The organism is Streptomyces sp. NPDC043812, from assembly GCF_056436245.1.
This window is the reverse complement of sequence record NZ_JBWKCY010000023.1, coordinates 39,648-62,136: the sequence shown is the minus strand read 5'-3', so window position 1 is coordinate 62,136 and position 22,489 is coordinate 39,648. Positions and strand designations below refer to the sequence as shown.

Here is a 22,489-nt window from a genome sequence, read left to right as displayed (position 1 = left end):
CCGAAAGGCCCCTATCTCACATGGCTCAGCCGTTCGCACTGCCGGACTTCTACGTTGCGTATCCGGCACGGCTCAATCCGCATGTCGAGGAGGCACGGCAGCACACCACGCAGTGGGCGCGGAGCATGGGAATGCTGGAGGGCTCCGGCATCTGGGAGGAGAGCGACCTCGCCGCGCACGACTACGCCCTGCTGTGTGCCTATACGCATCCGGACTGCGACGCGCAGGTGTTGAGCCTGGTCACCGACTGGTATGTGTGGGTCTTCTTCTTCGACGACCACTTCCTGGAGATCTTCAAGCGCACCCGGGACCGTGCGGGCGGCAAGGCGTATCTGGACCGGCTACCTGCCTTCATGCCGATGGACGATGCGCAGGAGGTGCCGGAGCCAACCAATCCGGTCGAGGCGGGACTCGCCGACCTCTGGGCGCGGACGGTGCCGAGCATGTCGCCCGCGTGGCGCGCCCGCTTCGCCGAGGCCACGGAGAACCTGCTCAACGAGTCGATGTGGGAGCTGTCCAACATCGACGAGGGGCGCATCGCCAACCCGCTGGAGTACATCGAGATGCGCCGGAAGGTGGGCGGCGCGCCCTGGTCGGCGGGCCTGGTGGAGTACGCGGCGCGGGCCGAGGTCCCGGAGGCGGTGGCCGACTCCCGGCCGCTGCGGGTGCTGCGTGACGCGTTCTCGGACGCTGTGCATCTGCGCAACGACCTGTTCTCGTACCAGCGGGAGGTGGAGGAGGAGGGCGAGAACAGCAACGGCGTGCTCGTCCTGGAGGCGTTCCTCGGCTGCACGACACAGGAGGCGGCGGAGGCCGTCAACGATCTGCTCACCTCTCGGGTCCAGCAGTTCGAGAACACGGCCCTCACGGAAGTGCCCGCCCTGTGCGCGGAGAAGGAACTGACGCCGGCAGAGTGTGCGGCGATCGCCGCCTACACCAAGGGACTTCAGGACTGGCAGTCCGGCGGCCACGAATGGCACATGCGCTCCAGCCGCTACATGAACGACGGCCTGGATCCGGCGAAGGGTCCGCTCGACGGGGTGCTGGGCACGTCGGCACTGGACATCAGGACGCTGTTCGGCCGGCCCGCCGCCGCCCGCCTGCGCTCTCTCACGCACCGGCCGCGGGAGGTGGGGCCGTCCTGGCTTCCCGAGTTCGACGTGCCGTTCCCGCTGTCGCTGAGCCCGCATCTCGACGCGGCGCGGGCCGCCTCCCTCGCGTGGGCGGGCCGGATGGGCCTGCTGAACGACATCTGGGACGAGGCGAAGCTGGCCGGGTTCGACTTCGCACTCTGCTCGGCCGGGCTCGATCCGGACGCGACGGCCGAGGAGCTGGAGCTGAGCGCGGAGTGGCTGACGTGGGGGACGTACGGCGACGACTACTACCCGCTGGTCTACGGCCGGCCGCGAGATCTCGCCGGGGCCCGGCTGTCGAACGAACGGCTCAAGGCCTGTATGCCGGTGGACGCCCCGGAGGCGGGCGGGGCGGCCGCGACCGCCCCCATGGAACGGGCTCTCGCCGATCTGTGGGCGCGGACCGCGGCGCCGATGTCCCCGGCGGCACGGCAGTCCCTGCGCACCGCGATCGACGTCATGCTGGACAGCTGGCTGTGGGAGCTGCACAACCAGGCCCAGCACCGTGTCCCCGACCCGGTCGACTACATCGAGATGCGGCGGCTGACGTTCGGCTCCGATCTCACGATGAGCCTGTGCCGGCTGCGGCACGAAGGTGAGCTGCCGCCGGAGATCTACGCGAGCGGGCCGATGCGCAGCCTGGAGAAGGCGGCGATGGACTACGGCTGCCTGATCAACGATCTCTTCTCGTACCAGAAGGAGATCGAGTACGAGGGCGAGGTCCACAACGCGGTGCTGGTGGTGCAGACGTTCTTCGGCTGCGACTACCGGACGGGGGCTGCGATGGTCGACGATCTCATGCGCTCCCGAATGAGCGAGTTCCTCCATGTCAAGGAGCATGAACTGCCGCTGCTCTGCGAGGACTTCGGCCTGGACGACACGGCCGGGGCGGCCCTGGACAGTTATGTGCGGGAGCTGGAGGACTGGATCGCGGGCGTCCTCCACTGGCACCGGGAGGCGCGTCGTTACCGCGAGGACGATCTGCGCGGGGGCGCCGCCCCGTGGCGGCTGGGCATCCCCACGGGGCTGGGTACGTCGGCGTTCCGGATTGCGCTGCCGGGACAGCGCACGGCGGTGAGCGTGTAGCAACGACAGGGAGGTGCGGTGCCGACGGTCGTCAGCCCACGTCGGAGACCTTCGGCATCTCGCCCTCCGTCTTCGTGATGTCGATGACCGCGAACGTGGCTCCCTGCGGGTCGCTGAGTGCGGCGAAGCGGCCGAACGGGCTGTCCATCGGCCCGAACCGCAGCACGCCACCGCACTCCGTCGCCTTCGCCACGGCCGCGTCGCAGTCCGCGACGGTGAAGTACACGTTGATGTACGGCGGGACCTCGGGCGGGAACTCCTCCGTCATGCGCATACGGCCGAGGACGGTCCGCTCGCCGACGTTGAAGAGGTTGAAGTCCATGGCGTCGTCCTCGAGCCGCTGCACCGTGTACGGGAAGACCGCGGGGAAGAAGGCGTCCGACTTCTGCGGTTCCCTCGTGAACACTTCTGCCCAGCAGTACGCGCCGGGCACGGCCGTGGCCTCGAAGCCTTCGTGGGTGCCTGCCTGCCACACCCCGAAGACGACTCCGCCCGGGTCACGGGCGAGCGTCATGGAACCGAACTCGCCGACCTCCATCGGCTCCATCAGGACCTCGCCGCCGGCGTCGCGGATCTTCTGCGCCGTGGCGGCGGCGTCCGGCGACGCGAGGTAGAGACACCATCCCGGCTGGACGTCCTGGCCGGGCATGGGCGGGACCACGGCGGCCACGGCCTTGCCGTCCGCGTAGGCCTGGGTGTAGTTCCCGAACTCCTCCGACGCCTCGGCGAACGTCCAGCCCAGCACATCGCCGTAGAAGCTCTTCGCTCCCTCGATGTCGCCGAACATCGCGTCGGCCCAGCAGGGCGTTCCCTCAGGTGCTACGGCCATGGCTCCGACTCCTTCCACTCGACGATCGACCCGGAAGGTCCATTTCGTCACGGTAGTCAGTCGGCGGCGGCCCCGCCCGTCGAGCGCCCCGCCCGGCGGGGCATCGGTCAGCCCTGCTGGAAGAGCTCCGCGGGCAGCGGCTTGAGCAGCGCGTAGAGATCGTCGGTGATCGGGCGGTCCCAGCTCGCGATCGTGACGAGGACATTGTCGCTGCGGTCGAACTGGACGCAGGAGATACGGGTTTCGGAGAGCTTGACCCTCCGCACGATCAGCAGGTTGTCGCCCTGCATCACCGGAGTGTCCTCGATGCCGGTCACCTGGACGGGCTCGTCGTTCTCCAGAGCGATGAGCAGCTGGGCGACCTCGAAGGGGATCTCGCCCTCCTCCACCTCGCGGGCGGGCGATCCCTCCGGCAGATTGCCGATGATCATCGCGGGGCCGCGGCCGCCGAACAGGTCGTACCGCAGGAACACGCCCTGGCAGCTGCCGTCGGGGGCGGGGAGCAGTCCGGCGCCGAGATTGCCGGGCCAGTCGCCCGGGTCCATGGCCAGGACATCGAAGTCCGGACCCGCGGGTGTGGCGGCGCTGCGGCGGCGGAGAAACGACATAACCGCAATGGTACGTGTCCGGACGGGGTCGTCCGAGTCGGGGCCGACGGCCTCGGGCACCTGACGGCAGGCCGTCGGAGGGCCGTTTGAACACCACGGCCCCGGCGCCCGTACTCGTGTGCGCAGCCGTTGTCTGTGAGGAGCACCGTTCCCGCGAGGATTCCGTACCGACACGTGAGGATCAGCCCATGAACGACCCCATCACCCCTCCCCTGCAGGCCCTCCCCGACGGCGGGGCGGAGCTCCGTCTCGTGGTCACTCTGCAGTGGGAGGACGTGGCGGCACTCGGGCAGGAGGCCGGCCGGCTCGCCGCTCAGATGCAGCGGCCCGTGAGCCTGGACGAGGCGGCGGGCCACCGGCTGCGCAGCCGCACCGCGGTGCACGCGAAGCCCGCGCCCGAGCGCAGCCAGCAGCTCCCCACCGCTTCCTCCGTCTCCTCCCTCACCGCCCGCTCCCCCGGCGAGCATGCGCGCCAGGCAATCGAGAAGATCAACGGATCCACGGGGCTGGGCCACGGCGCCACCCAGACCTCCGCCTGACGAGCGTCGTGCCCCCTCCCACGCCGGCGGGAGGGGGCACGCACCAGCTGCACCATCCGCGTCCGGCGCCGGACGCCCCGGCCGGCGCTCAGGTGGCGGGCCGGTGGCGTTCGTGGTGGCGGGCCACCCGGGCGCGGTTGCCGCAGGAGGGCTTGCACCACTCCTGCCGCGGGTGGTCCTTGAGGAAGTAGCGCACGCAGCGCGGCGCGTGGCAGGCGCGCAGCCGGGCGCGGTCGGGGCTCGCCAGGAACGCGATCGCGGCGTGCGCAAGGGCGGCGGTCAGGGCCGTTGCGGCCGGCACCTCGGCGGAGGGGCGGACACGAGCGACGGGCTCGCCGTCGTCGGGCCACTCCAGCCGGGGCACCGAAGGCACGGCCGCCGCCGCGGCATTGATCAGGGCCAGTGCCTCCCCGGCGGGCCGCAGCCGCAGGGCGTCGGCCGGGCTGGGCAGCCCGGGCAGTACGGCACGCGCGAACAGCGAACGTACGGCCGCCCGGAGCTCGCGCACGGCGGCCAGGCTTCGCGCGTCCGCGTCGAACGGCTGCGACACCGCGTCGAGGAGGGTCGCGTGCTCACCCACCCATGCGGTCAGCCCTGCGGCTTCGTCGAGGTCGTCGGCCACACCCCCGTGTCCGTCGTGGCGGATAGTGAGGGCGAGATCGAGGACAAGTGAGTGCGCGTGCACAGCCATGGGGTAACGGTAACCCCGACGCCAGGCGTTAGATGCCGGGCATGGCGATCACCCGCGAGGTCAGGTGAGGTCGAACTCCCCGCTGCGCGCGTTGATCACGAAGGCACGCCATTCGGCGGGGGTGAAGATCAAGGACGGGTTGTCGGGCCGGCGGCGGTTGCGCATCGCGATGAAGCCTTCGACGAAAGCGATCTGTACGTCACCCACTCCCTGGCTGCCCGACTGCCAGTCGGCACTGCTGAGGTCCAGCTCCGGCTTGTCCCAGCTCGAAAACATCTGCGTGGTAGTGGTGGTGGTGGTGCTCTCGGCCACGTCCGTGCTCCTCCCGCTCGACTCCCGGGCCAGCCTAGCGACGGCGTTCGGTCCCGGACAGGGGCCCGGGACGCGCCGCGCCGTACTGCCGCCGGTTGGCGGCCGGTTCTCATCAGCCGGGGGGCGGTTCGGCGCCCACGAGCCACATCGAGAAGAACTGTGATCCGCCGCCGTAGGCGTGACCCAGCGCACGGCGGACGCCGTCGACCTGGTGCTCGCCTGCCTGTCCGCGCACCTGGAGAGCCGCCTCGGCGAAGCGGATCATCCCGGACGCCCCGATGGGATTGGTGGACAGCACGCCGCCCGACGGATTGACGGGAAGATCACCGTCGAGTTCGGTGACGCCCGACTCGGTGAGTTTCCAGCCCTCGCCCTCGGCGGCGAAGCCGAGGTTCTCCAGCCACATCGGCTCGTACCAGGAGAACGGCACGTACATCTCCACCGCGTCGACCTCGCGCCGCGGGTCGGTGACCCCCGCCTGACGGTAGACGTCGGCGGCACAGTCCTTGCCCGCCTGCGGGGAGACGAAGTCCTTGCCCGCGAACATGGTCGGCTCGCTGCGCATGGCCCCGCCGTGCAGCCAGGCGGGCGGGCGGGGTGAACGGGCCGCGCCCGCCCGGTCGGTGAGGATCATGGCGCAGGCGCCGTCGGACGACGGGCAGGTCTCGGAGTAGCGGATGGGGTCCCACAGCATCGGCGAGGCCTGGACCTTCTCGAGGGTGATGTCGTGCTCGTGGAGATGCGCGTACGGATTCTTGAGCGCGTTCCGCCGGTCCTTGTAGGCGACGAGGGAGCCGACCGTGTCGGGGGCGCCGGTGCGTCGCATGTACGCCCGTACGTGGGGGGCGAAGAAGCCGCCGGCCCCGGCGAGAAGGGGCTGCTGGAAGGGGACCGGCAGGGACAGGCCCCACATGGCGTTGGACTCGGACTGCTTCTCGAAGGCCAGGGTGAGGACGGTGGAGTGGACGCGCGCCGCCACGAGGTTCGAGGCGACGAGGGCGGTGGAGCCGCCGACCGATCCCGCGGTGTGGACACGGAGCATCGGTTTGCCGACGGCGCCGAGCGCATCGGCGAGATACAGCTCGGGCATCATCAGGCCCTCGAAGAAGTCGGGGGCCTTGCCGATGACGACGGCGTCGATGTCGGCCCAGGTGAGCTGGGCGTCGTCGAGGGCACGCCGGGCGGCTTCGCGGACCAGGCCGGCGATGGAGACGTCGCGCCGGGCGGCGACGTGCTTGGTCTGGCCGATGCCGACGACGGCCACGGGCTCCTTGCTCACCTGTGCTCCTCCTTGTTCGGTTCTCCGACCGGGCGGTGCAGGGGTGCGGGCGTCGCGCTCGACTGCGGCGCCGCGGCCGCGGGAGTGTCGTCCGTCTGCGGGTCCCCTTCGAGGACGGCGACCAGGTTCTGCTGGAGGCAGGGACCGGACGTGGCGTGCGCGAGTGCCCGGTCGGACTCGCCGCGGTGGATGCGGGCGGCGGCCTCGCCGAGCCGGATGAGTCCGGCGGCCATGATCGGGTTGGCGGCGAGCGCTCCGCCGGACGGGTTGACCCTCACGCTCTCGTCGAGGTCGAGACTCCGCCGCAGAACGATCTCCTGCGAGCTGAACGGGGCGTGCAGTTCCGCGGTGTCCACAGGCGCTTCGAACGCTCCGGCGCGCTCGGCGGCGAGACGGGTCGAGGGCGAGTCGGTGAGGTCGCGGACACCGAGCGCATGGGCTTCGATGCGATGGTCCATGCCACGGATCCACGCGGGTCGCGGGCACAGTTCGCGGGCCCGGTCACCGGCCGCGAGAATCACCGCGGCCGCGCCGTCACCGACGGGCGGGCAGTCGGCAACCCTCAACGGCCCCACGAGGTGGTCGCCCGCCGGGAACTCGCCCTGGAGCTGAGCATGAGGATTGGCACGCGCATCGGCGCGGCTGCGGGCGGCGACCGCCGCGAAGGCGGGCTCGTCCGCAAGGCCGGCGTCGAGGACCGCCTGTGCCTGGAGCGCGGCGAGGGAGACGGAATCGGGCCAGAGCGGGGCGAGGTAGTACGGGTCGAGCTGACGGGTCAGCACATCGCGTATCTCGCCGGGTGAGGACTTGCCGAAGGCGTAGACGAGGGCGGTGTCCGCCTCGCCGGTCAGCAGCTTCACCCATGCCTCGTACAGCGCCCAGGCGCCGTCCATCTCGACGTGCGACTCGGAGATCGGCGGCCACGCCCCGACGCCGTCGAGCGCCATGGTGAAGGAGAAGGCACGTCCGGCGAGATAGTCGCTGGAGCCGGAGCAGGTGAAGCCGATGTCGGCGGTCGTGAGGCCGGTGCGGCCGAGGACGTCGTGGAGCACCGGCATCAGCAGCTCGACCTCGGAGACCTCGTCGGTGCGGCGCCGGTGGTCGGTCTGGGCGAAGGCGACGATGGCGACGTCCCTGGCGTACCGCATCAGAGCAGCTCCTTGTAGGTGTCGTAGTCGGCGTCGGGTTCGTCCACCGGCCGGTAGTGGTCGGGGTGGCGCGCGCCGTCGCGCCAGACCGGTTCGACGCGCAGCCCCATGCGCACCTGGTCGTACGGAATGCCGCCGATGCGCGCGTGGAGGGCGAGGCCGGCGCCGTCGAGGGCGATGTGCGCGTAGACGTACGGCACCTCGATGTCCAGGCCCTTCGCCTTGATGTTGACGATGCAGAAGGTGGTCACCGTGCCGCGCGGGCCGACCTCGACCCGTTCCTCGGTGGCCACTCCGCAGGTGGGGCAGGCACCGCGGGGCGGGACGTAGACCTTGCGGCACTGCGGGCAGCGTTCGCCGACCGTGCGGCGCTCGGCGAGAGCGGCGAGGTGGGCGCTCTGGGCACGGCCGGGCGTGTACGTGTAGTCGAGCCGGGCCGGGGCGACGATGCCGGTGACCGGGTCGTCGAAGGCGCCGTCGTGATCACGGGCGGCGCAGGCGGGCTCGGACGCGAACGGTTCGAAGCAGGCGATGTCGGTGATCGCACCGGTGCGTTCGGCCGCCCAGCGGACACGGACGCGCATTCCGGTGTGCACGGCGTCGGGGCCGGGCGCGTCGAGGACGTGGAGCAGGGAGCTGTCGGCGCCGTCGAGGCGTACGAGCACCCAGGCGAACGGGGTGGCCAGCGGCTGGTCCCGGCGCGGCCGCGGGTTCCAGGCCCACGTGGTGACGGTGCCGGTGGCGGCCACCTCGACCAGATCCCGAAGTTCGTCGGCCGTCGCGGGGTCGTACTCGACCGGCGGGACGAGAACCGTGCCGTCGCCGGTACGCACCCCCAGCAGGGTGCGCTCGCGCAGGCCCGTGAGGAAGGCGCTCTGCACGGGCCCCAGGGACCTGGTGAAAGGGAACTCGACGACCAGCGGTGCGCGGAGCGCCTGCGGCGCGGCTGCGGGGGTCATGGGCGGTGCTCCTTCGTCTGGGGGCGGGGACGTGCGCGGGGCCCCGAACCGGGGCAGGCCCCGGGCCCGGTACCGCGCTCCGCGCGGTGTCCTCGAACTCCTCTACGCCCTGCGGCGTAGGGGGATCCCCAGGCGGGCCGACACGTCGGCCCCGCTGGGGAACTCCCCCGGACTCCGTCCGGGTACCCCACCCACGGTCGCCAGGCCGTAGGGGGAGTTCGAGAGGCGGGGGCCCGGGGCAGCGCCCCCGAAACACCGCGCGAAGCGTTGTCCCGGGGCCGGGGGCGGCCCGGTTCCAGGAATGGGGCGGGGAGGGGAACGTCACGACCGGCGGTACACCGGATCCCGTTTCTCGGCAAATGCGCGCGCCCCCTCCTTCGCGTCGTCCGTGTTGAAGACCGGCCATCCCCGCTTCAGTTCGGCCGCCAGCCCTTCGGTCTCGGACATCTCCGCCGTCTCGTACACGGACGCCTTCACCGCCTCGACGGCCAGCGGACCGCACGCATTGATCTGCTCCGCGATGCCGAGCGCCGCCTCCAAGGCGGTGCCGTCGGGGACGACGCGGCCCACCAGGCCGATCCGGCACGCCTCGTCGGCGCTGTAGGGGCGGCCGGTGAGCAGCATCTCAAGCGCGTGAGTGCGCGGGATCTGCCGCGGCAGCCGGACCGTGGAGCCCCCGATGGGGAAGAGCCCGCGCCGGACCTCGAACAGCCCGAAGGTGGCGCTCTGTCCGGCGACGCGTATGTCGGTGCCCTGCAGCATCTCGGTGCCGCCCGCGACGCAGTAGCCCTCGACGGCGGCGATCACCGGCTTGCGCGGGCGGTGATGGCGGAGCATCGCCTTCCAGTGCAGATCGGGGTCGGCGTCCATCCGGTCCCGGTACTGCTGCCCTGCCATTCCCTGCCCTGCCAGCGCCTTGAGGTCCATGCCGGCGCAGAAGGAGCCCCCCGCGCCGGTGAGTACCACGGAGCGTACGGAGTCGTCCTCGTCGGCCTCCAGCCAGCCGTCGTGAAGGCCGACGAGCATGGCCATCGACAGGGCGTTCTTCGCCTCGGGCCTGTTGAGGGTGAGCACGAGTGTGGCGCCTTCGCGCCGCACGGTGAGGTGTTCGGTACCGCCGTCTCGTCCCATGTGCGGGCCTCCCGTCCGGTGACGTGGAACAGGTTGCAGCAGGCGACGGAGCAGTTCAATAGTTTACTGACAGTCAGTCAGATTTCTTGCGCGGCAGGCCTTCCCAGTTCCGCCGACCGGCGCTCTAATGACGGCCGAGCCGAAGTTCGCCGTGGATGCACCGGAGCTGCGCCGGGGTCAGGAGGAACGGTGGAGTACAACCTTGCCGATCTGTTCGAATCGGTCGTCGACGTGGTCCCGGACCGCGAGGCGCTGGTGTACATCGACCACCCCGGCACCGGCACCGAACGCCGTCTCACCTATGCAGGACTGGACGCCGCGGCCAACCGCATCGCCCACCACCTGCTCGACGCGGGGCTCGAGCCGGGCGAGCATCTCGGGCTCCATCTCTACAACGGCATCGAGTACCTGCAGACCGTGCTCGGCTGTCTGAAGGCACGCATCGTGCCGGTGAACGTCAACTACCGCTACGTGGAGGAGGAGCTGGTCTACCTCTACCGCGACGCGGATCTCGCGGCGCTCGTCTTCGACGCCGAGTTCACGGGACGCGTCGCCGCCGCCCTGCCCCGCACCGACAGGCTGCGCCATCTCGTACGGGTGGGTACCGCGCCCGACGGCGAGCCCGGGCCGCACGCGGTGGCCTTCGCGGACGCGGAGGCCGCGGCCTCGCCGGAACGGGGGTTCGCCCCGCGTTCCGGCGACGACCAGTTCATCATCTACACCGGTGGCACCACGGGGATGCCCAAGGGGGTGATGTGGCGCCAGGAGGACCTGTTCTTCTCGGGCCTCGGCGGCGGCGCGCCGACCGGGGAGCCGGTCTCGCGGCCCGAGGAGCTGGCGGAGCGGGTCGCCGCGGGCGGCGACGGCATCACCTTCTTCCCCACTCCCCCGCTGATGCACGGCACCTCGACGCTGACCGCCTTCATCGGCTTCCACTTCGGACAACGGGTCGTGCTGCACCGCAAGTTCGTGCCGCACGAGGTACTGCGCACCATCGAGCGGGAGAAGGTCACCAGTGTGTCCCTGGTGGGCGACGCCATGCTGCGGCCACTGATCGACGCACTGAACGGTCCGCTGAAGGGCTGCGACCTTTCGTCGATGTTCAGCGTCTCCAGCTCGGGGGCGATCATGTCGGAGACCGTGCGCGCGCAGTTCGCCGCGCTTGCCCCGAACGTGATGCTGCTCAACAACTTCGGCTCGTCCGAGTCGGGCTTCAACGGCACCGCGACCGACGACTCGGGCCCGGACCGGGGTTTCCGGCTGCGGGTCAACGCGCGTACCGCGGTGGTGGATCCGGCGACCTACGATCCGGTGAAGCCGGGTGAGGCCGGGCGCATCGCCCAGCGCGGCCATGTCCCGCTCGGCTACTACAACGACCCGGCGAAGACGGCGGAGACGTTCTTCGAACGCGACGGCCAGCGGTGGGTGCTGCTCGGCGACATGGCGACGGTGGACGAGGAAGGGATCGTCACGGTCCTCGGCCGCGGCTCGCAGTGCATCAACACCGGCGGCGAGAAGGTGTACCCGGAGGAGGTCGAGCAGGCGCTCAAGTCGCACCCCGATGTGTACGACGCGCTCGTCGCCGGCGTCCCTGACAGCACCTGGGGCAATCATGTGGCGGCCGTCGTCCAGCCGCGTGAGGGAGCGCCCACGCCGACACTGGAGGGCATCCGCTCACACTGCCGCAGCCGGCTCGCGGGCTACAAGATCCCGCGGCAGCTGGTGATCACCAGCGAGATCCAGCGCTCGCCCAGCGGCAAGGCGGACTACCGCTGGGCGCGGGCGGTGGCTGCGGAGTCGGCCGAGCGCTCCGACCGGGGCTGAGTCCCGGCGCCCCGTCCCGTCCCGTGCGGTCGGTCCGTACGGACGGCGTGCTCGCCGGACAGAAGCCGGCGCGCGGCGGCCGCGCGTCAGTCGGTGGCCGTGTCGAGGATCTGCTCACCGTTGAAGATGCCGAGCCGCTCCCGGTACAGCTCCAGCGGCACGCCGTTCGGATCCCGGAAGTAGAGGCTGTCCTCGACGCCCCGGTCGGGACCCACGTACGTGACACCGGCCTCGTCGAGCGCCTTGCGCGCGGCCGCGTACTGCTGCGCGTCGACCGACAGCGCCAGATGCTGGACGCCGCCGACGGTCTCGGTCGCGGGCGGGTGCTCGTGGCCGGGGAAGTCGAAGAAGCCCAGCAGGTTGGTGTTGCCGATGTCGAAGAAGAAGTGGGTCGAGCCCCGGTAGTCGCGGTTCTCCACGATCTCCACGAGCGGAAAGCCCAGGAACTCCTGGTAGAAGCGGATGGTCTCCTCGACGTCGCGGCAGATGAACGCCACATGATGGATGCCGTGTGCGGTGCCGGCGGGCCGGTCGCCGGGTTCCTGCAGATAGCGCTGCCGCAGCTCCTCCCGGCGGGCACGGACGGCCTCGAGGGCAGCTCCTTCGGGCTGGGACATCGCGGGCTCCTCGGCTCGGGGTTAATGCGGGATTCAACTTCTCTCCCGGTCATCTTCCCCCGTTCCGGCCGCTTCCCGCGTCCCCGGACGCGGGAAGCGGCCCCAATCGTCCGTACGTACCAGCCCTGCCCCGGCCCGTCGGCGGTCACATGCCGAATTGTGCGAGCAGCGCCAGGAACTGCTCCGGCTCGCTCTCGTGGACCAGGTGACCGGCGTCGACGGTGACCAGACGGGCGTCGGGGATCCGCGCGGCCAGGTCCGCGAGCAGCCGTTGGGAGACGTGGCTGTCGGGGCCACCCGCGATCACCAGGGTCGGGTGCGGCACCTCGGCCAGCCGCTCCCACCAGGCGGGGTCGGGCTTGTTCAGCTCGCTGTCGGTCGCCGGTACGACGGGCCAGTCGAAGCCGAGCGGGCCGTCGGGCCGCACGGCCGGCGGGCGCGGCGGATCCAGAGGTACCAGGGGTGGCGGCTCCTCGACGACCAGACGCCGCACGAGACCCGGCTCCTCCTGGGCCAGCAGCAGGGCGGCCGCGCCGCCCATGGAGTGCGCGACGACATCGACGGGCCCGGCGTCGAGTGCCCGGATGAGGGCACACAGGTCGTCCCGGAAGGCCCCGAAACCGTAGTCGCCGGGCCAGTCGCTGAGGCCGTGGCCACGGAAATCGAGTGCGTAGACGCGGCGGGTGACGGCGAGGTGCTCGGCGATCTGCGTCCAGTCGCTGCTGTCACCGCCACGGCCGTGCGCGAGGACGACGGGCGGGGCGTCCGCCTCGCCCCACAATCGGTAGGCGAGCCGGACGCCGCCGGCCTGCACAGTGTGGACGGCCGGGTCGAGGAAAGCGGCAACGGTGCGGGTGAAAGCTCCCGCGTCGTCGACCCATGGGAAGTGTCCGGCGCCGTGCTGGACCACGGTCCGTGCGGAGGGGAACAGGGCTGCGAGCGCGGCGGCACGCTCCGGACGCGGGCCGAGGTCCAGCTCGCCGCCGAGCACCAGGACCGGCGCCTGCACGGCCGACAGCGCAGCCCTGGTCACGGCGGGATCGAAGGCGCCCGCAGCGTTGAAGATCTCCGCTGCCTCCGGGTACGACCGGGCGGCCCGCTCAGCCGTGTGCGCACGCGCTGCCGCATCCCAGCTTCCGTACATGAACGGCTGGATCGCGTCCCACACCTCGCGCGGAGGACGCCCGTTCCGCATCTCCTCCAGCGCGGCAAGCGCCTCCGCGTACCAGAGCTCGCCCGTCCGCAGGGCGGTTGCCTGCCGCAACTCGTCGTCGGTGGCGTCGATGCCGACGGCGTCCGTGGCCGGAGTGACCAGGGTCAGGGAGCGCACCCGCTCCGGGTGCCGGGCCGCGTACACGACGGCCAGGCTTGCGGCGGCCGAGTGCCCGAGCAGGTCGATGCCGTCGAGACCCAGGTGCTCGCGGAGCGCCTCGACGTCGTCGGCCTGGCGGTCGCAGCGATAGGTTCCCTTGTCGGCCGGAACGGCCGAGGCGCCGGTGCCACGGAGGTCGAGCAGCACCAACTGCCGGTGCCGGGACAGTCCGCCCAGGTCCCCGAAGTAGGCCGAGTCACGCATCGGCCCGCCCGGCAGGCAGATGAGCGGTTCGCCCTCCCCGGTGACGTGGTAGGCCAGTTCGGTCCCGTCGTGCGCCTGATAAGTCCCCATGGGGTGATCCTCACCGGCCGTCGTGGGCGAGGCAACGAAGTTCCGCCCACAGCGCACCGGTTGACGCCCGATGCCCCACTCCCTGCCCTCGGAGCGGGATCCGTGGCTACCCTCGGCAGTCCGAAGATCGCGACTTCAGGGGAGCAGATAGTGCGCAACGCCGTTGTGACGGCCGGCCAGGACCGGATCCGCTGGGTCGAGCTGCCGGGCCGGGAACCCGCCCGCGTGTACGTGCACGGGCTGGGGGCGACCTCGCCCGCGTACTTCGCCGAAGCAGCCGTGGACCCCTTGCTGTCCGGACACCGTTCGCTGTTGATCGACATGCTCGGGCACGGCATCAGCGACCGGCCGACGGATTTCGACTACACCCTGGAATCGCATGCCGACGCCCTCGCCGCCGCTCTCTCCGCCGCGAACGTCACAGGTGCCCAACTGATCGCGCACAGCATGGGCGGCTCGGTGGCCATCGTCCTGGCCGCGCGGCACCCCCGGCTCGTGTCACGCCTGGTCCTGGTCGATGCCAATCTCGACCCCCTGCCGCGCACACCCGGCAGCGGCGGCAGCAGCGGTATCGCCGCCTGGTCCGAGGAGGAGTTCCTGGCGGGCGGCTGGAAGGAGGTCCGCGACCGGGTCGGGCCACAGTGGTGGTCCACCATGCGTCTGGCCGGCCTGGAGGCCCTGCACCGCAGTGCCGTCCATCTCGTCCGCGGGAGCGTCCCCACGATGCGCGAACTCCTGCTGGACCTGCCGATCCCGCGGACCTTCCTGCTGCCCGAGGCCGACGGTCCGCTGCCGGGCACCGAGGAGCTCGTCGCAGCAGGGGTGTCCGTGGTCGCGATCCCCGACTGCGGGCACAACATCATGCTCGACAATCCCAAGGCCTTCGCGCACGCCACCGCAGCCGCTCTCGCGGACCCCGCCCCGCGGTGACCACGCCCCGAGCCGGGGGCCGCAGACGCCTTGACGGGCGGCCGGGCGGGCTGAATAACTGATCCCGAAACAGCACGACCGAATGATCGGTCGTCCGGTTTGGGACGGGAGTGCGCGAATGACGGACCTGCTGGACGCGGCGGAGCGGCTCGATCGCGAGGAGCTCGGAGCGCTGCAGCTCGAGCGACTGCGGGCGACGCTGCGCCACGCGTACGACAACGTCGCCTTCTACCGCGACGCCTTCGACAAGGCGGGGCTGCACCCCGAGGACTGCCGTACGCTCGCCGACCTCGCACGTTTCCCGTTCACCGCCAAGACGGACCTGCGGGACCACTACCCATTCGGCATGTTCGCCGTCGAGCAGTCGCAGGTCCGCCGTATCCACGCGTCCAGCGGCACGACCGGCCGGCCCACGGTCGTCGGCTACACGGACCGCGATCTCGACACCTGGGCCGATGTGGTGGCCCGGTCCCTGCGCGCCGCCGGCGCCCGTCCCGGGCACAAGGTCCATGTGGCTTACGGATACGGGCTGTTCACCGGCGGCCTCGGCGCGCACTACGGTGCCGAGCGGCTCGGCTGCACCGTCATTCCCGCCTCGGGCGGTATGACGGCGCGCCAGGTCCAGCTGATCCAGGACTTCCGCCCCGAGATCATCATGGTGACCCCCTCGTACATGCTCACCATCCTCGACGAGTTCGAGCGCCAGGGCGTCGATCCGCGGAGCACGTCACTGCAGGTCGGCGTTTTCGGCGCCGAGCCGTGGACCGAGGAGATGCGCCGCGAGATCGAGGACCGGTTCGCCATCGACGCGGTCGACATATACGGCCTGTCGGAGGTCATGGGCCCCGGCGTGGCACAGGAGTGCGTGGAGACCAAGGACGGCCTGCATATCTGGGAGGACCACTTCTATCCGGAGGTCGTCGACCCGTTCACCGGCGAGGTGCTGCCCGACGGGGAGCAGGGTGAGCTGGTGTTCACCTCGCTGACCAAGGAGGCCATGCCCGTCATCCGCTACCGCACCCGCGACCTGACCCGGCTGCTGCCGGGCACGGCGAGGGTCTTCCGCCGGATGGAGAAGGTCACCGGACGCAGCGACGACATGGTGATCCTGCGCGGGGTGAACCTCTTCCCCACCCAGATCGAGGAGATCGTGCTGCGCACGGCGCACGTGGCACCCCACTTCCAGCTCCGCCTCACGCGCGAGGGGCGTCTGGACGCGCTCACCGTACGGGCCGAGGCACGGGCGGAGGCGACGCCCGAACAACGGACGGCTGCCGGGCGCGAGATCGCCGCGGCCGTGAAGGACGGCATCGGAGTGTCCGTCGCCGTCGAGGTGGTGGACCCGGAGACGCTGGAGCGCTCGGTGGGCAAGATCAAGCGAATCGTGGACCTGAGGGACGCGACGGGACGCTGAACGGGCCGCGCAACCCACGCGCGGACGTGACCGGCGAAGTGATCAACGGGGAGGCCTGGGCAACGAGTGTGCCGATGTATCCGGGCTCGGGTGCTGGAACGACGCGGACATCGACGTCGTGGAAGCCGCAACGCTCGAGCATGCCCGTCCACCGGCGGGGAGTGCAGCTGTACCGCTAGGTGCACATCGCCTTGCCGGCGAAGCATTTCAGTGACAGCGCCGGGCCGAGCAGCGGCAACGGCCGCGTGTAACGCGGGGGTTCGGCCGTCTCCCATGGGTATCCCTGATGGAGACGTTGTCGCGTGGGGGAGCAACAGTGCTGGCATTCCTGGTTTCTATCGTGGCCGTTCTTGTCTCGCTGGGATCGTTGGGTGTCGCCTACGCCTCCAACCGCCGGTCCCACATGCCTGTCCTCCAGTTCATGTGGGACAGCGGACAAGGCGGTTCCGGGGAACCGAAGTGGTGGCTGGTCAACGTCGGGACCGGCCCTGCCACCAATATCGTCGTCGCCCAGGCCGAACGGACAGCGCTCACACGCGGCTTGAACGGAGAGCAGTGGTTCAATCCTGTGCTCGTCCCGTCGATCCCTGTGGGTGGAAAGCTGGCTCTCACGTGGCTCGGTGGAACGATGGGCCTGGAATGTGGACTGGGTGCCAGTTACACGGACGCCGAGAAGTACTTCTACACGACCAAGTGCGGCGATGACGTGTCGATGTTCTTCGTAGGACTGCATCTGCCACGTTGGCCGCTGCTGAATCTGAACGGCGGCAAAGCGGTGAAGACGTGGTGGGGTGTGGAATACCTGTCGGGTCCCCGGTGGTCAGCCGTCACCGAGAGGCACATCCGAAGGCGTCGGTGGCTCCCGTCGCGCTTCGGCATCAGCCGTCGGCTCGGTGGGTGGGCGGATCCTGTCCTTTCCTATCGGCCGATGTAACGGCGCCTTCGGCGGCGAACGGCCCTCCGGGGCCGAAGGCCAGGGCGGCGAAGCGTTCGCCCATGCGGCGGTGTGTGGCCGCGTCCGGGTGGATCTGGTCGGGCAGCGGCAGTTCGGCGAAGTCCGCCTCGCCGTAGAGGTCACGGCCGTCGAGGTGATGCAGGTTCGGGTCGTCGACCGCGCGCTGCTTCACCAGGCGGGCCAGTTCGTCCCGGATGACGCCCAGGGTCAGCTTCCCGCCTGCCCGTTCCGCGGGGTCGCCCATGGCCACGAACTCGAGTCTTCCCTCACTGAGGTTGCTCAGGTCCGGGGCGCTGGGACCCGGGGTGTCCTCGTGGATGGGGCACAGGATGGGCGAGACGACCAGGAGCGGCGTGGTGGGGTGGCCCTCGCGGATCGTGTCGAGGAAGCCGTGCACCGCGGGACCGAAGGCGCGCAGGCGCATCAGGTCCGTGTTGACGAGATTGAGGCCGATCTTGACGCTGATCAGGTCCGCGGGGGTGTCACGCAGGGCGCGGGCGGTGAACGGGTCGAGCAGGGCGCTGCCGCTCAGGCCCAGGTTGGTCACCTCCACGCCGCCCAGCGAGGCGGCCAGCGCCGGCCAGGTGGTGCTGGGGCTCGCGACGTCGGATCCGTGGCTGATCGAACTGCCGTGGTGCAACCACGTCCTGCGGCCTCGGTCCGGCGCGGGCTCGACGGGTGCGGCCGTACGCAGGGCGACAAGCTGCGTGATCTCGTTGTGGGGCAGCCAGATCTCGATGTCCTTGGCGCGGTCGGGCAGGCCGGAGAACCGGACGGTGCCGACCGGGCCGGGCCGGGTTTCCGTGGACCCGGTGGTCATGTCCATCATGAGGATGTTGCCGCCGGTCACACTGGCCTGTCCGGCCAGGCGGCCGTCGATGAGCAGGTCGTACACACCGTCCGGACGGGGCGGCACGCCCTCATAGGCCATCTTGGTGCGGAGCGTGTCCAGTTCGACCGCGGTGGCCCGGGTACGGAACACCAGCCGTACGCCCGACGGCTGGGCCTCCGCCCTGGCCAGCTGCTCGTCGGCGCACTGCGCACGGGCCCGGGCGGGCAGCCGGTGCGGCAGCAGGCCGTGCTCGGTGCGCTCCAGTTCCAGGGCACCGCGAAGAAGGTCAGGAGTGATGGGTGTGGTGATCCAGTCCGTGGCCCGGCCCGCTGTGGAGGCGCCTGGGAGGTCGTCGTGCCGGTCGTTCATGGTGACATGATGCCGGTCGGATGCATGGTCCGCCCAACAATTCCCCGGCCACCCCTCATGGACGCGACGAGGCGCTGAACCGGTCGCGCAGTTCGCGCTTGAGGATCTTGCCGCTGGCGTTGCGCGGGAGGCCGTCCACGAAGAGGACCTTCTTCGGGGCCTTGAAGTGGGCGAGCTTCTCCCGTGCGTGGTCGATCAGTTCGGCCTCGCTGACCTTCTCGCGTACGACGACCACAGCGGTGACCGCCTCGATCCACCGCTCGTCGGGCAGGCCGATGACCGCCGTCTCGGCGACCGCGGGATGGGTGTAGAGGGCGTCCTCGACCTGACGCGAGGCGACCAGCACTCCCCCGGAGTTGATGACGTCCTTCACCCGGTCGACGACGGTGAAGTACCCCTCGCTGTCGCGCACGGCCAGATCCCCGGAACGGAACCAGCCGCCCCTGAACGCCTCTTCGGTCTCCTCGGGCTTGTCCCAGTAGCCCTCGCACAGCTGCGGCGAGCGGTAGACCACCTCACCGGCCGTGCCGTCCGCGACCTCCTCGCCGTCCTCGTCGACCACCTTCGCCTCGACGAACAGCACCGGGCGACCGCACGATTCCATGCGGCCCTCGTGCTCGTCCGGGCCGAGGACGGTGGCGAGCGGTCCGATCTCGGACTGGCCGAAGCAGTTGTAGAACCCGAGGCCGGGCAGGCGTGCGCGCAGGCGTTCCAGTACGGGCACGGGCATGATCGAGGCGCCGTAGTACGCCTTGCGCAGGGCGCCGAGGTCGCGGGCGGCGAACTCGGGGTGGTTGGCCAGGCCGATCCAGACCGTGGGCGGTGCGAACAGACTGTCCGCACGCCCGGCCTCGACGAGGTCGAAGATCCGGCCGGCGTCGGGCGCGTCCAGGATGGTGTTCTCCGCGCCGACGGCGAGGTACGGCAGAAGGAACACGTGCATCTGGGCAGAGTGGTACAGCGGCAGCGAGTGGACGGGCCGGTCACCGGGCTTCAGATCGAGCGCGGTGACCGCGCTGACGTACTCGTGGACAAGCGCGCGATGGGTCATCATCGCGCCCTTGGGCTGGGCCGTCGTGCCGGAGGTGTACAGCAGCTGGACGAGATCCTCGGATTGCGGTTCGCGTGCGGGGGTGAAGGCGCGGGGCGAGGCCAGTTCCGCCAGCAGCGAGCCCTCGCCGTCGCGCAGCGGCACTGCCGGTGGGCTGTCGGGCAGCCGCGCCGCGAGGTCCGGGTCGGCGAGGACGAGCGAGCTGCCGGACTGGCCGAGGATGTACGCGAGATCGTCACCGGTCAGGTTCTGGTTGACCGGAACGTGCACGAACCCGGCCCGTGAGCAGGCGAGGAAGACGATCAGGTAGGCGTCGGAGTTGTGCCCGTAGGAGGCGACCCGGTCGCCCGGGCGCAGCCCGTGGTCGGTGAGGACGGCCGCCGCGGTGGTGACGGCTTCGTCGAGCCCGGCGTAGGTCCAGGTGCGGTCCGCGTAGCGCACCGCGATGCGGTCCGGGGTGCGCCGGGCGGTGCGGCGTACGAGGGAGTCGACCGTGCTGCTGTGAGCGCCTGTCATGGCGTGATCTTCTGCGGCAGGCGGCCGGGCGGTCAAGACGTCGGATACCGAACGGAATGTTGACAGCGCCGCCCGCGGCTGACTGCATATACCGACCGGCTACCAACCCGCTTGCTCCGCAGTCCCGTTGGGAGGCACGTTGCTCTTGCGCACCCGCCTTGGACGGCTCGCTCTGACCGGTGTCGCGCTGTTGACCGCCGCGGCCGCCGTGCCACCGCCCGCGGCCGCCGACAGCCGCGACCGGCACCCGTCGGGCGGCGGCCTGTCCGCCGTCATCCGCTACACCGAGTACGGCATCCCGCACATCGTCGCCAAGGACTACGCGAACCTCGGCTTCGGCACCGGCTGGGCACAGGCCGCCGACCAGGTGTGCGTGCTGGCCGACGGGTTCGTGACGGTGCGTGGCGAGCGCTCGCGCCGCTTCGGCGCCGACGCGGCGCCCGACGGCTCGCTCTCCTCCGCGACGAAGAACCTCTCCAGTGATCTGTACTTCCGCGGGATACGCGAGGCCCGCACGGTCGAGATGCTGCTCGCCACCCCCGCACCGGCCGGCCCTGGGCGGCAGGTGAAGGAGCTGATGCGCGGCTGGGCCGCCGGTTACAACGCCTGGCTGAAGCAGAACCCCGTCACCGATCCGGCGTGCCGGGGCGCCGACTGGGTGGAGCCGGTGAGCACGTTGGACGTCGCACGGCGCGGATTCGCCGTCTCCGTCCTCGGCGGTCAGGGCCGCGGCATCGACGGCATCACGGCTGCGCAGCCGCCGGGCACCGCCCCGGTGGGCGCCCCCGACGCGGACACGACGGCGCGTGCGGCGCGGGAGCTGTTCGCAGCGGAGAGCGCGGACATGGGCTCGAACGCGGTCGCGTTCAGCGGGGACGTGACGGCGGGAGGCCGCGGCCTGCTGCTCGGCAATCCGCACTATCCCTGGCAGGGCGGCCGCCGTTTCTGGCAGTCGCAGCAGACGATTCCCGGGGAGCTGAACGTCTCGGGTGCCTCGCTGCTCGGCACCGCCGTCGTCAACATCGGCTTCAACGACAGGGTCGCCTGGAGTCACACCGTGGCGACGGGCGTCACACTCAATCTGCATCAACTCACGCTGGATCCGGCCGATCCGACGGTGTACCTGGTGGACGGCAAACGGGAGAGAATGATCCGCCGGGCAGTCACCGTGTCCGTCAAGGGCGGTGATCCCGTCACGCGGACGCAGTACTGGACGCGGTACGGACCGGTGCTCACCTCGCTCGGCGCGTCGCTTCCGCTGCCGTGGTCGGCGACGGCCGCGTACGCGCTGAACGACCCGAACGCGGCGAACATGCGCGCCTCCGACACCGCACTGGCCTTCGGCAGGGCGCGCTCCACCGACGACATCGTCAGGGGCCTGCGGCGCACTCAGGGACTGCCGTGGGTCAACACGATCGCCGCCGACGCGGGCGGCCACTCGCTGTTCACGCAGTCGCAGGTGCTGCCGCGCATCACGGACGAGCTGGCGCAGAACTGTTCGACGCCGCTGGGGCGGGTGACGTATCCGGCGTCGGGTGTGGCGGTGCTCGACGGCTCGCGCAGCGACTGCGGGCTCGGCCGGGACCGGGACGCCGTGCAGCCGGGCATCTTCGGGCCGTCCCGGATGCCGGTGCTGAAGGACGCCGCGTACGCCGAGAACTCCAACGACAGCGCCTGGCTGGCGAACGCCGACACTCCGGTCACCGGCTACGAACGGGTCTTCGGGAACATCGGCACGCCGAGGTCGCTGCGGACGCGCGGTGCGGTCGAGGACGTGGCCGCGATGGCGGACCGGGGCCGGCTGACGGTCGCGGACCTGCAACGGCAGCAGTTCGCCAACCGGGTGCCTGCCGCGGATCTCGCGGTCGCCGACACCGTGCGCGCCTGTGAGGAGCTCTCCGACGACCTGGCGGAGGCGTGCGGCGTGCTGGAGCGCTGGGACCGCAGGGCGGACACCGGCAGCCGGGGCGCGCTGCTGTTCGACCGGTTCTGGCGTGCGCTGACCGCTTCGGTGCCGGCGTCGGGGCTGTGGAAGGTCCCGTTCTCCGCCACCGATCCGGTGGGCACACCGCACACCCTGAACACCGCCTCGCCCGCCTTCGCCACGGCACTGACGGGTGCGGTGGCCGAGCTGCGGACGGCCGGCATCCCGCTGGACGCGCCGCTCGGCGAGCACCAGTTCGTCGTCCGGGGCGGCAAGCGGTTCCCGGTGCACGGCGGCACGGAAGCGCTGGGCGTGTGGAACAAGATCGAGGCGGCGTGGAACACGGCAGGCGGTGGCTATCCCGAGGTGGCGCACGGCTCCAGCCACATCCAGGCGGTCGGCTGGGACGGCAGTCGCTGCCCGGTGGCGCGGACGCTGCTGACGTACGCGCAGTCGTCGAATCCGGCGTCGGCGCACTTCCGGGACCAGACGGCGCTGTTCTCCGACGAGCGGTGGGTGACGTCGCGGTTCTGCGAGCGGGACATTCTCCGCTCGCCGGAACTGGAGGTGGTGCGCGTGCGCGAGCGGCGCTGAGGCGGCCCGGCCGGGCCGGGCGCAGCAGCCCCGAGGGCTCACGGACTCACGGGCTTTCACGGGCTCACGGGCTCACGGGCTC

19 protein-coding genes are annotated in these 22,489 nt (G+C 70.9%); 7 read left to right on the top strand and 12 right to left on the bottom strand.

What is annotated here, in order from left to right; all coding sequences use genetic code 11:
* The first annotated feature begins 20 nt into the window (after nucleotides 1-20).
* Nucleotides 21-2,219, top strand: coding sequence for a terpene synthase family protein (locus AC067Z_RS29085; RefSeq protein ID WP_478792602.1), 2,199 nt, complete (start codon nucleotides 21-23; stop codon nucleotides 2,217-2,219).
* 31 nt (nucleotides 2,220-2,250) lie between these two features.
* Here AC067Z_RS29085 and AC067Z_RS29080 read toward each other — a convergent pair whose 3' ends face one another.
* Both AC067Z_RS29080 and AC067Z_RS29075 read right to left on the bottom strand, forming a co-directional pair.
* Nucleotides 2,251-3,048, bottom strand: a complete 798-nt coding sequence (locus tag AC067Z_RS29080) for a VOC family protein (RefSeq protein WP_478792601.1) — start codon at nucleotides 3,046-3,048, stop codon at nucleotides 2,251-2,253.
* 107 nt (nucleotides 3,049-3,155) lie between these two features.
* Nucleotides 3,156-3,656 (bottom strand): hypothetical protein, encoded by a 501-nt coding sequence (locus AC067Z_RS29075; protein WP_478792600.1) that lies wholly within the window; start codon nucleotides 3,654-3,656, stop codon nucleotides 3,156-3,158.
* 188 nt (nucleotides 3,657-3,844) lie between these two features.
* Here AC067Z_RS29075 and AC067Z_RS29070 point away from each other — a divergent pair, with 188 nt between their 5' ends.
* The gene (locus tag AC067Z_RS29070; protein ID WP_478792599.1) at nucleotides 3,845-4,195 is read left to right on the top strand and encodes a hypothetical protein; all 351 of its coding nucleotides are present in this window, start codon (nucleotides 3,845-3,847) and stop codon (nucleotides 4,193-4,195) included.
* An 88-nt stretch (nucleotides 4,196-4,283) separates the two neighbouring features.
* Here AC067Z_RS29070 and AC067Z_RS29065 read toward each other — a convergent pair whose 3' ends face one another.
* From AC067Z_RS29065 to AC067Z_RS29040, 6 genes are all read right to left on the bottom strand, one after another.
* Nucleotides 4,284-4,886 (bottom strand): CGNR zinc finger domain-containing protein, encoded by a 603-nt coding sequence (locus tag AC067Z_RS29065; protein WP_478792598.1) that lies wholly within the window; start codon nucleotides 4,884-4,886, stop codon nucleotides 4,284-4,286.
* 60 nt (nucleotides 4,887-4,946) lie between these two features.
* Nucleotides 4,947-5,162, bottom strand: coding sequence for a DUF397 domain-containing protein (locus AC067Z_RS29060; protein ID WP_478792650.1), 216 nt, complete (start codon nucleotides 5,160-5,162; stop codon nucleotides 4,947-4,949).
* 148 nt (nucleotides 5,163-5,310) lie between these two features.
* On the bottom strand, nucleotides 5,311-6,477 hold the full coding sequence (locus tag AC067Z_RS29055) for a thiolase domain-containing protein (RefSeq protein WP_478792597.1): 1,167 nt from the start codon (nucleotides 6,475-6,477) through the stop codon (nucleotides 5,311-5,313).
* Entirely contained in the window at nucleotides 6,474-7,625 is a 1,152-nt protein-coding gene (locus AC067Z_RS29050) for a thiolase domain-containing protein (protein WP_478792596.1), read from the bottom strand. The genes AC067Z_RS29055 and AC067Z_RS29050 overlap by 4 nt, the downstream gene beginning before the upstream one ends.
* Entirely contained in the window at nucleotides 7,625-8,584 is a 960-nt protein-coding gene (locus AC067Z_RS29045; protein ID WP_478792595.1) for a Zn-ribbon domain-containing OB-fold protein, read from the bottom strand. Before AC067Z_RS29045 ends, AC067Z_RS29050 begins: the two co-directional genes overlap by 1 nt.
* 321 nt (nucleotides 8,585-8,905) lie before the next feature.
* Nucleotides 8,906-9,715, bottom strand: coding sequence for a crotonase/enoyl-CoA hydratase family protein (locus AC067Z_RS29040; RefSeq protein WP_478792594.1), 810 nt, complete (start codon nucleotides 9,713-9,715; stop codon nucleotides 8,906-8,908).
* Nucleotides 9,716-9,904: 189 nt separating this feature from the next.
* Here AC067Z_RS29040 and AC067Z_RS29035 point away from each other — a divergent pair, with 189 nt between their 5' ends.
* Entirely contained in the window at nucleotides 9,905-11,539 is a 1,635-nt protein-coding gene (locus AC067Z_RS29035; protein WP_478792593.1) for an acyl-CoA synthetase, read from the top strand.
* A gap of 86 nt (nucleotides 11,540-11,625) precedes the next feature.
* Here AC067Z_RS29035 and AC067Z_RS29030 read toward each other — a convergent pair whose 3' ends face one another.
* Together AC067Z_RS29030 and AC067Z_RS29025 are read right to left on the bottom strand one after the other, a co-directional pair.
* On the bottom strand, nucleotides 11,626-12,156 hold the full coding sequence (locus AC067Z_RS29030; RefSeq protein ID WP_478792592.1) for a VOC family protein: 531 nt from the start codon (nucleotides 12,154-12,156) through the stop codon (nucleotides 11,626-11,628).
* Between the two features lie 145 nt (nucleotides 12,157-12,301).
* The gene (locus AC067Z_RS29025; protein ID WP_478792591.1) at nucleotides 12,302-13,822 is read right to left on the bottom strand and encodes an alpha/beta fold hydrolase; all 1,521 of its coding nucleotides are present in this window, start codon (nucleotides 13,820-13,822) and stop codon (nucleotides 12,302-12,304) included.
* A gap of 150 nt (nucleotides 13,823-13,972) precedes the next feature.
* Here AC067Z_RS29025 and AC067Z_RS29020 point away from each other — a divergent pair, with 150 nt between their 5' ends.
* The 3 genes from AC067Z_RS29020 to AC067Z_RS29010 all read left to right on the top strand — a co-directional run bounded on the left by AC067Z_RS29020 (nucleotide 13,973) and on the right by AC067Z_RS29010 (nucleotide 17,100).
* Entirely contained in the window at nucleotides 13,973-14,752 is a 780-nt protein-coding gene (locus AC067Z_RS29020) for an alpha/beta fold hydrolase (RefSeq protein ID WP_478792590.1), read from the top strand.
* A gap of 118 nt (nucleotides 14,753-14,870) precedes the next feature.
* On the top strand, nucleotides 14,871-16,166 hold the full coding sequence (gene paaK, locus AC067Z_RS29015; protein WP_478792589.1) for a phenylacetate--CoA ligase PaaK: 1,296 nt from the start codon (nucleotides 14,871-14,873) through the stop codon (nucleotides 16,164-16,166).
* A 316-nt stretch (nucleotides 16,167-16,482) separates the two neighbouring features.
* A complete protein-coding gene (locus AC067Z_RS29010; RefSeq protein ID WP_478792588.1) occupies nucleotides 16,483-17,100 on the top strand; it encodes a hypothetical protein in 618 nt (205 codons plus the stop codon).
* Here the strand turns inward: AC067Z_RS29010 and AC067Z_RS29005 are convergent.
* On the bottom strand, nucleotides 17,045-18,322 hold the full coding sequence (locus tag AC067Z_RS29005; protein WP_478792587.1) for a GDSL-type esterase/lipase family protein: 1,278 nt from the start codon (nucleotides 18,320-18,322) through the stop codon (nucleotides 17,045-17,047). The genes AC067Z_RS29010 and AC067Z_RS29005 overlap by 56 nt on opposite strands.
* A 55-nt stretch (nucleotides 18,323-18,377) precedes the next feature.
* Nucleotides 18,378-19,889 (bottom strand): acyl-CoA synthetase, encoded by a 1,512-nt coding sequence (locus tag AC067Z_RS29000; protein WP_478792586.1) that lies wholly within the window; start codon nucleotides 19,887-19,889, stop codon nucleotides 18,378-18,380.
* Nucleotides 19,890-20,034: 145 nt separating this feature from the next.
* On the opposite strand from AC067Z_RS29000, the gene AC067Z_RS28995 reads away from it, so the two are divergent.
* Nucleotides 20,035-22,407, top strand: a complete 2,373-nt coding sequence (locus AC067Z_RS28995; protein ID WP_478792585.1) for a penicillin acylase family protein — start codon at nucleotides 20,035-20,037, stop codon at nucleotides 22,405-22,407.
* The last annotated feature ends 82 nt before the right edge of the window (nucleotides 22,408-22,489 follow it).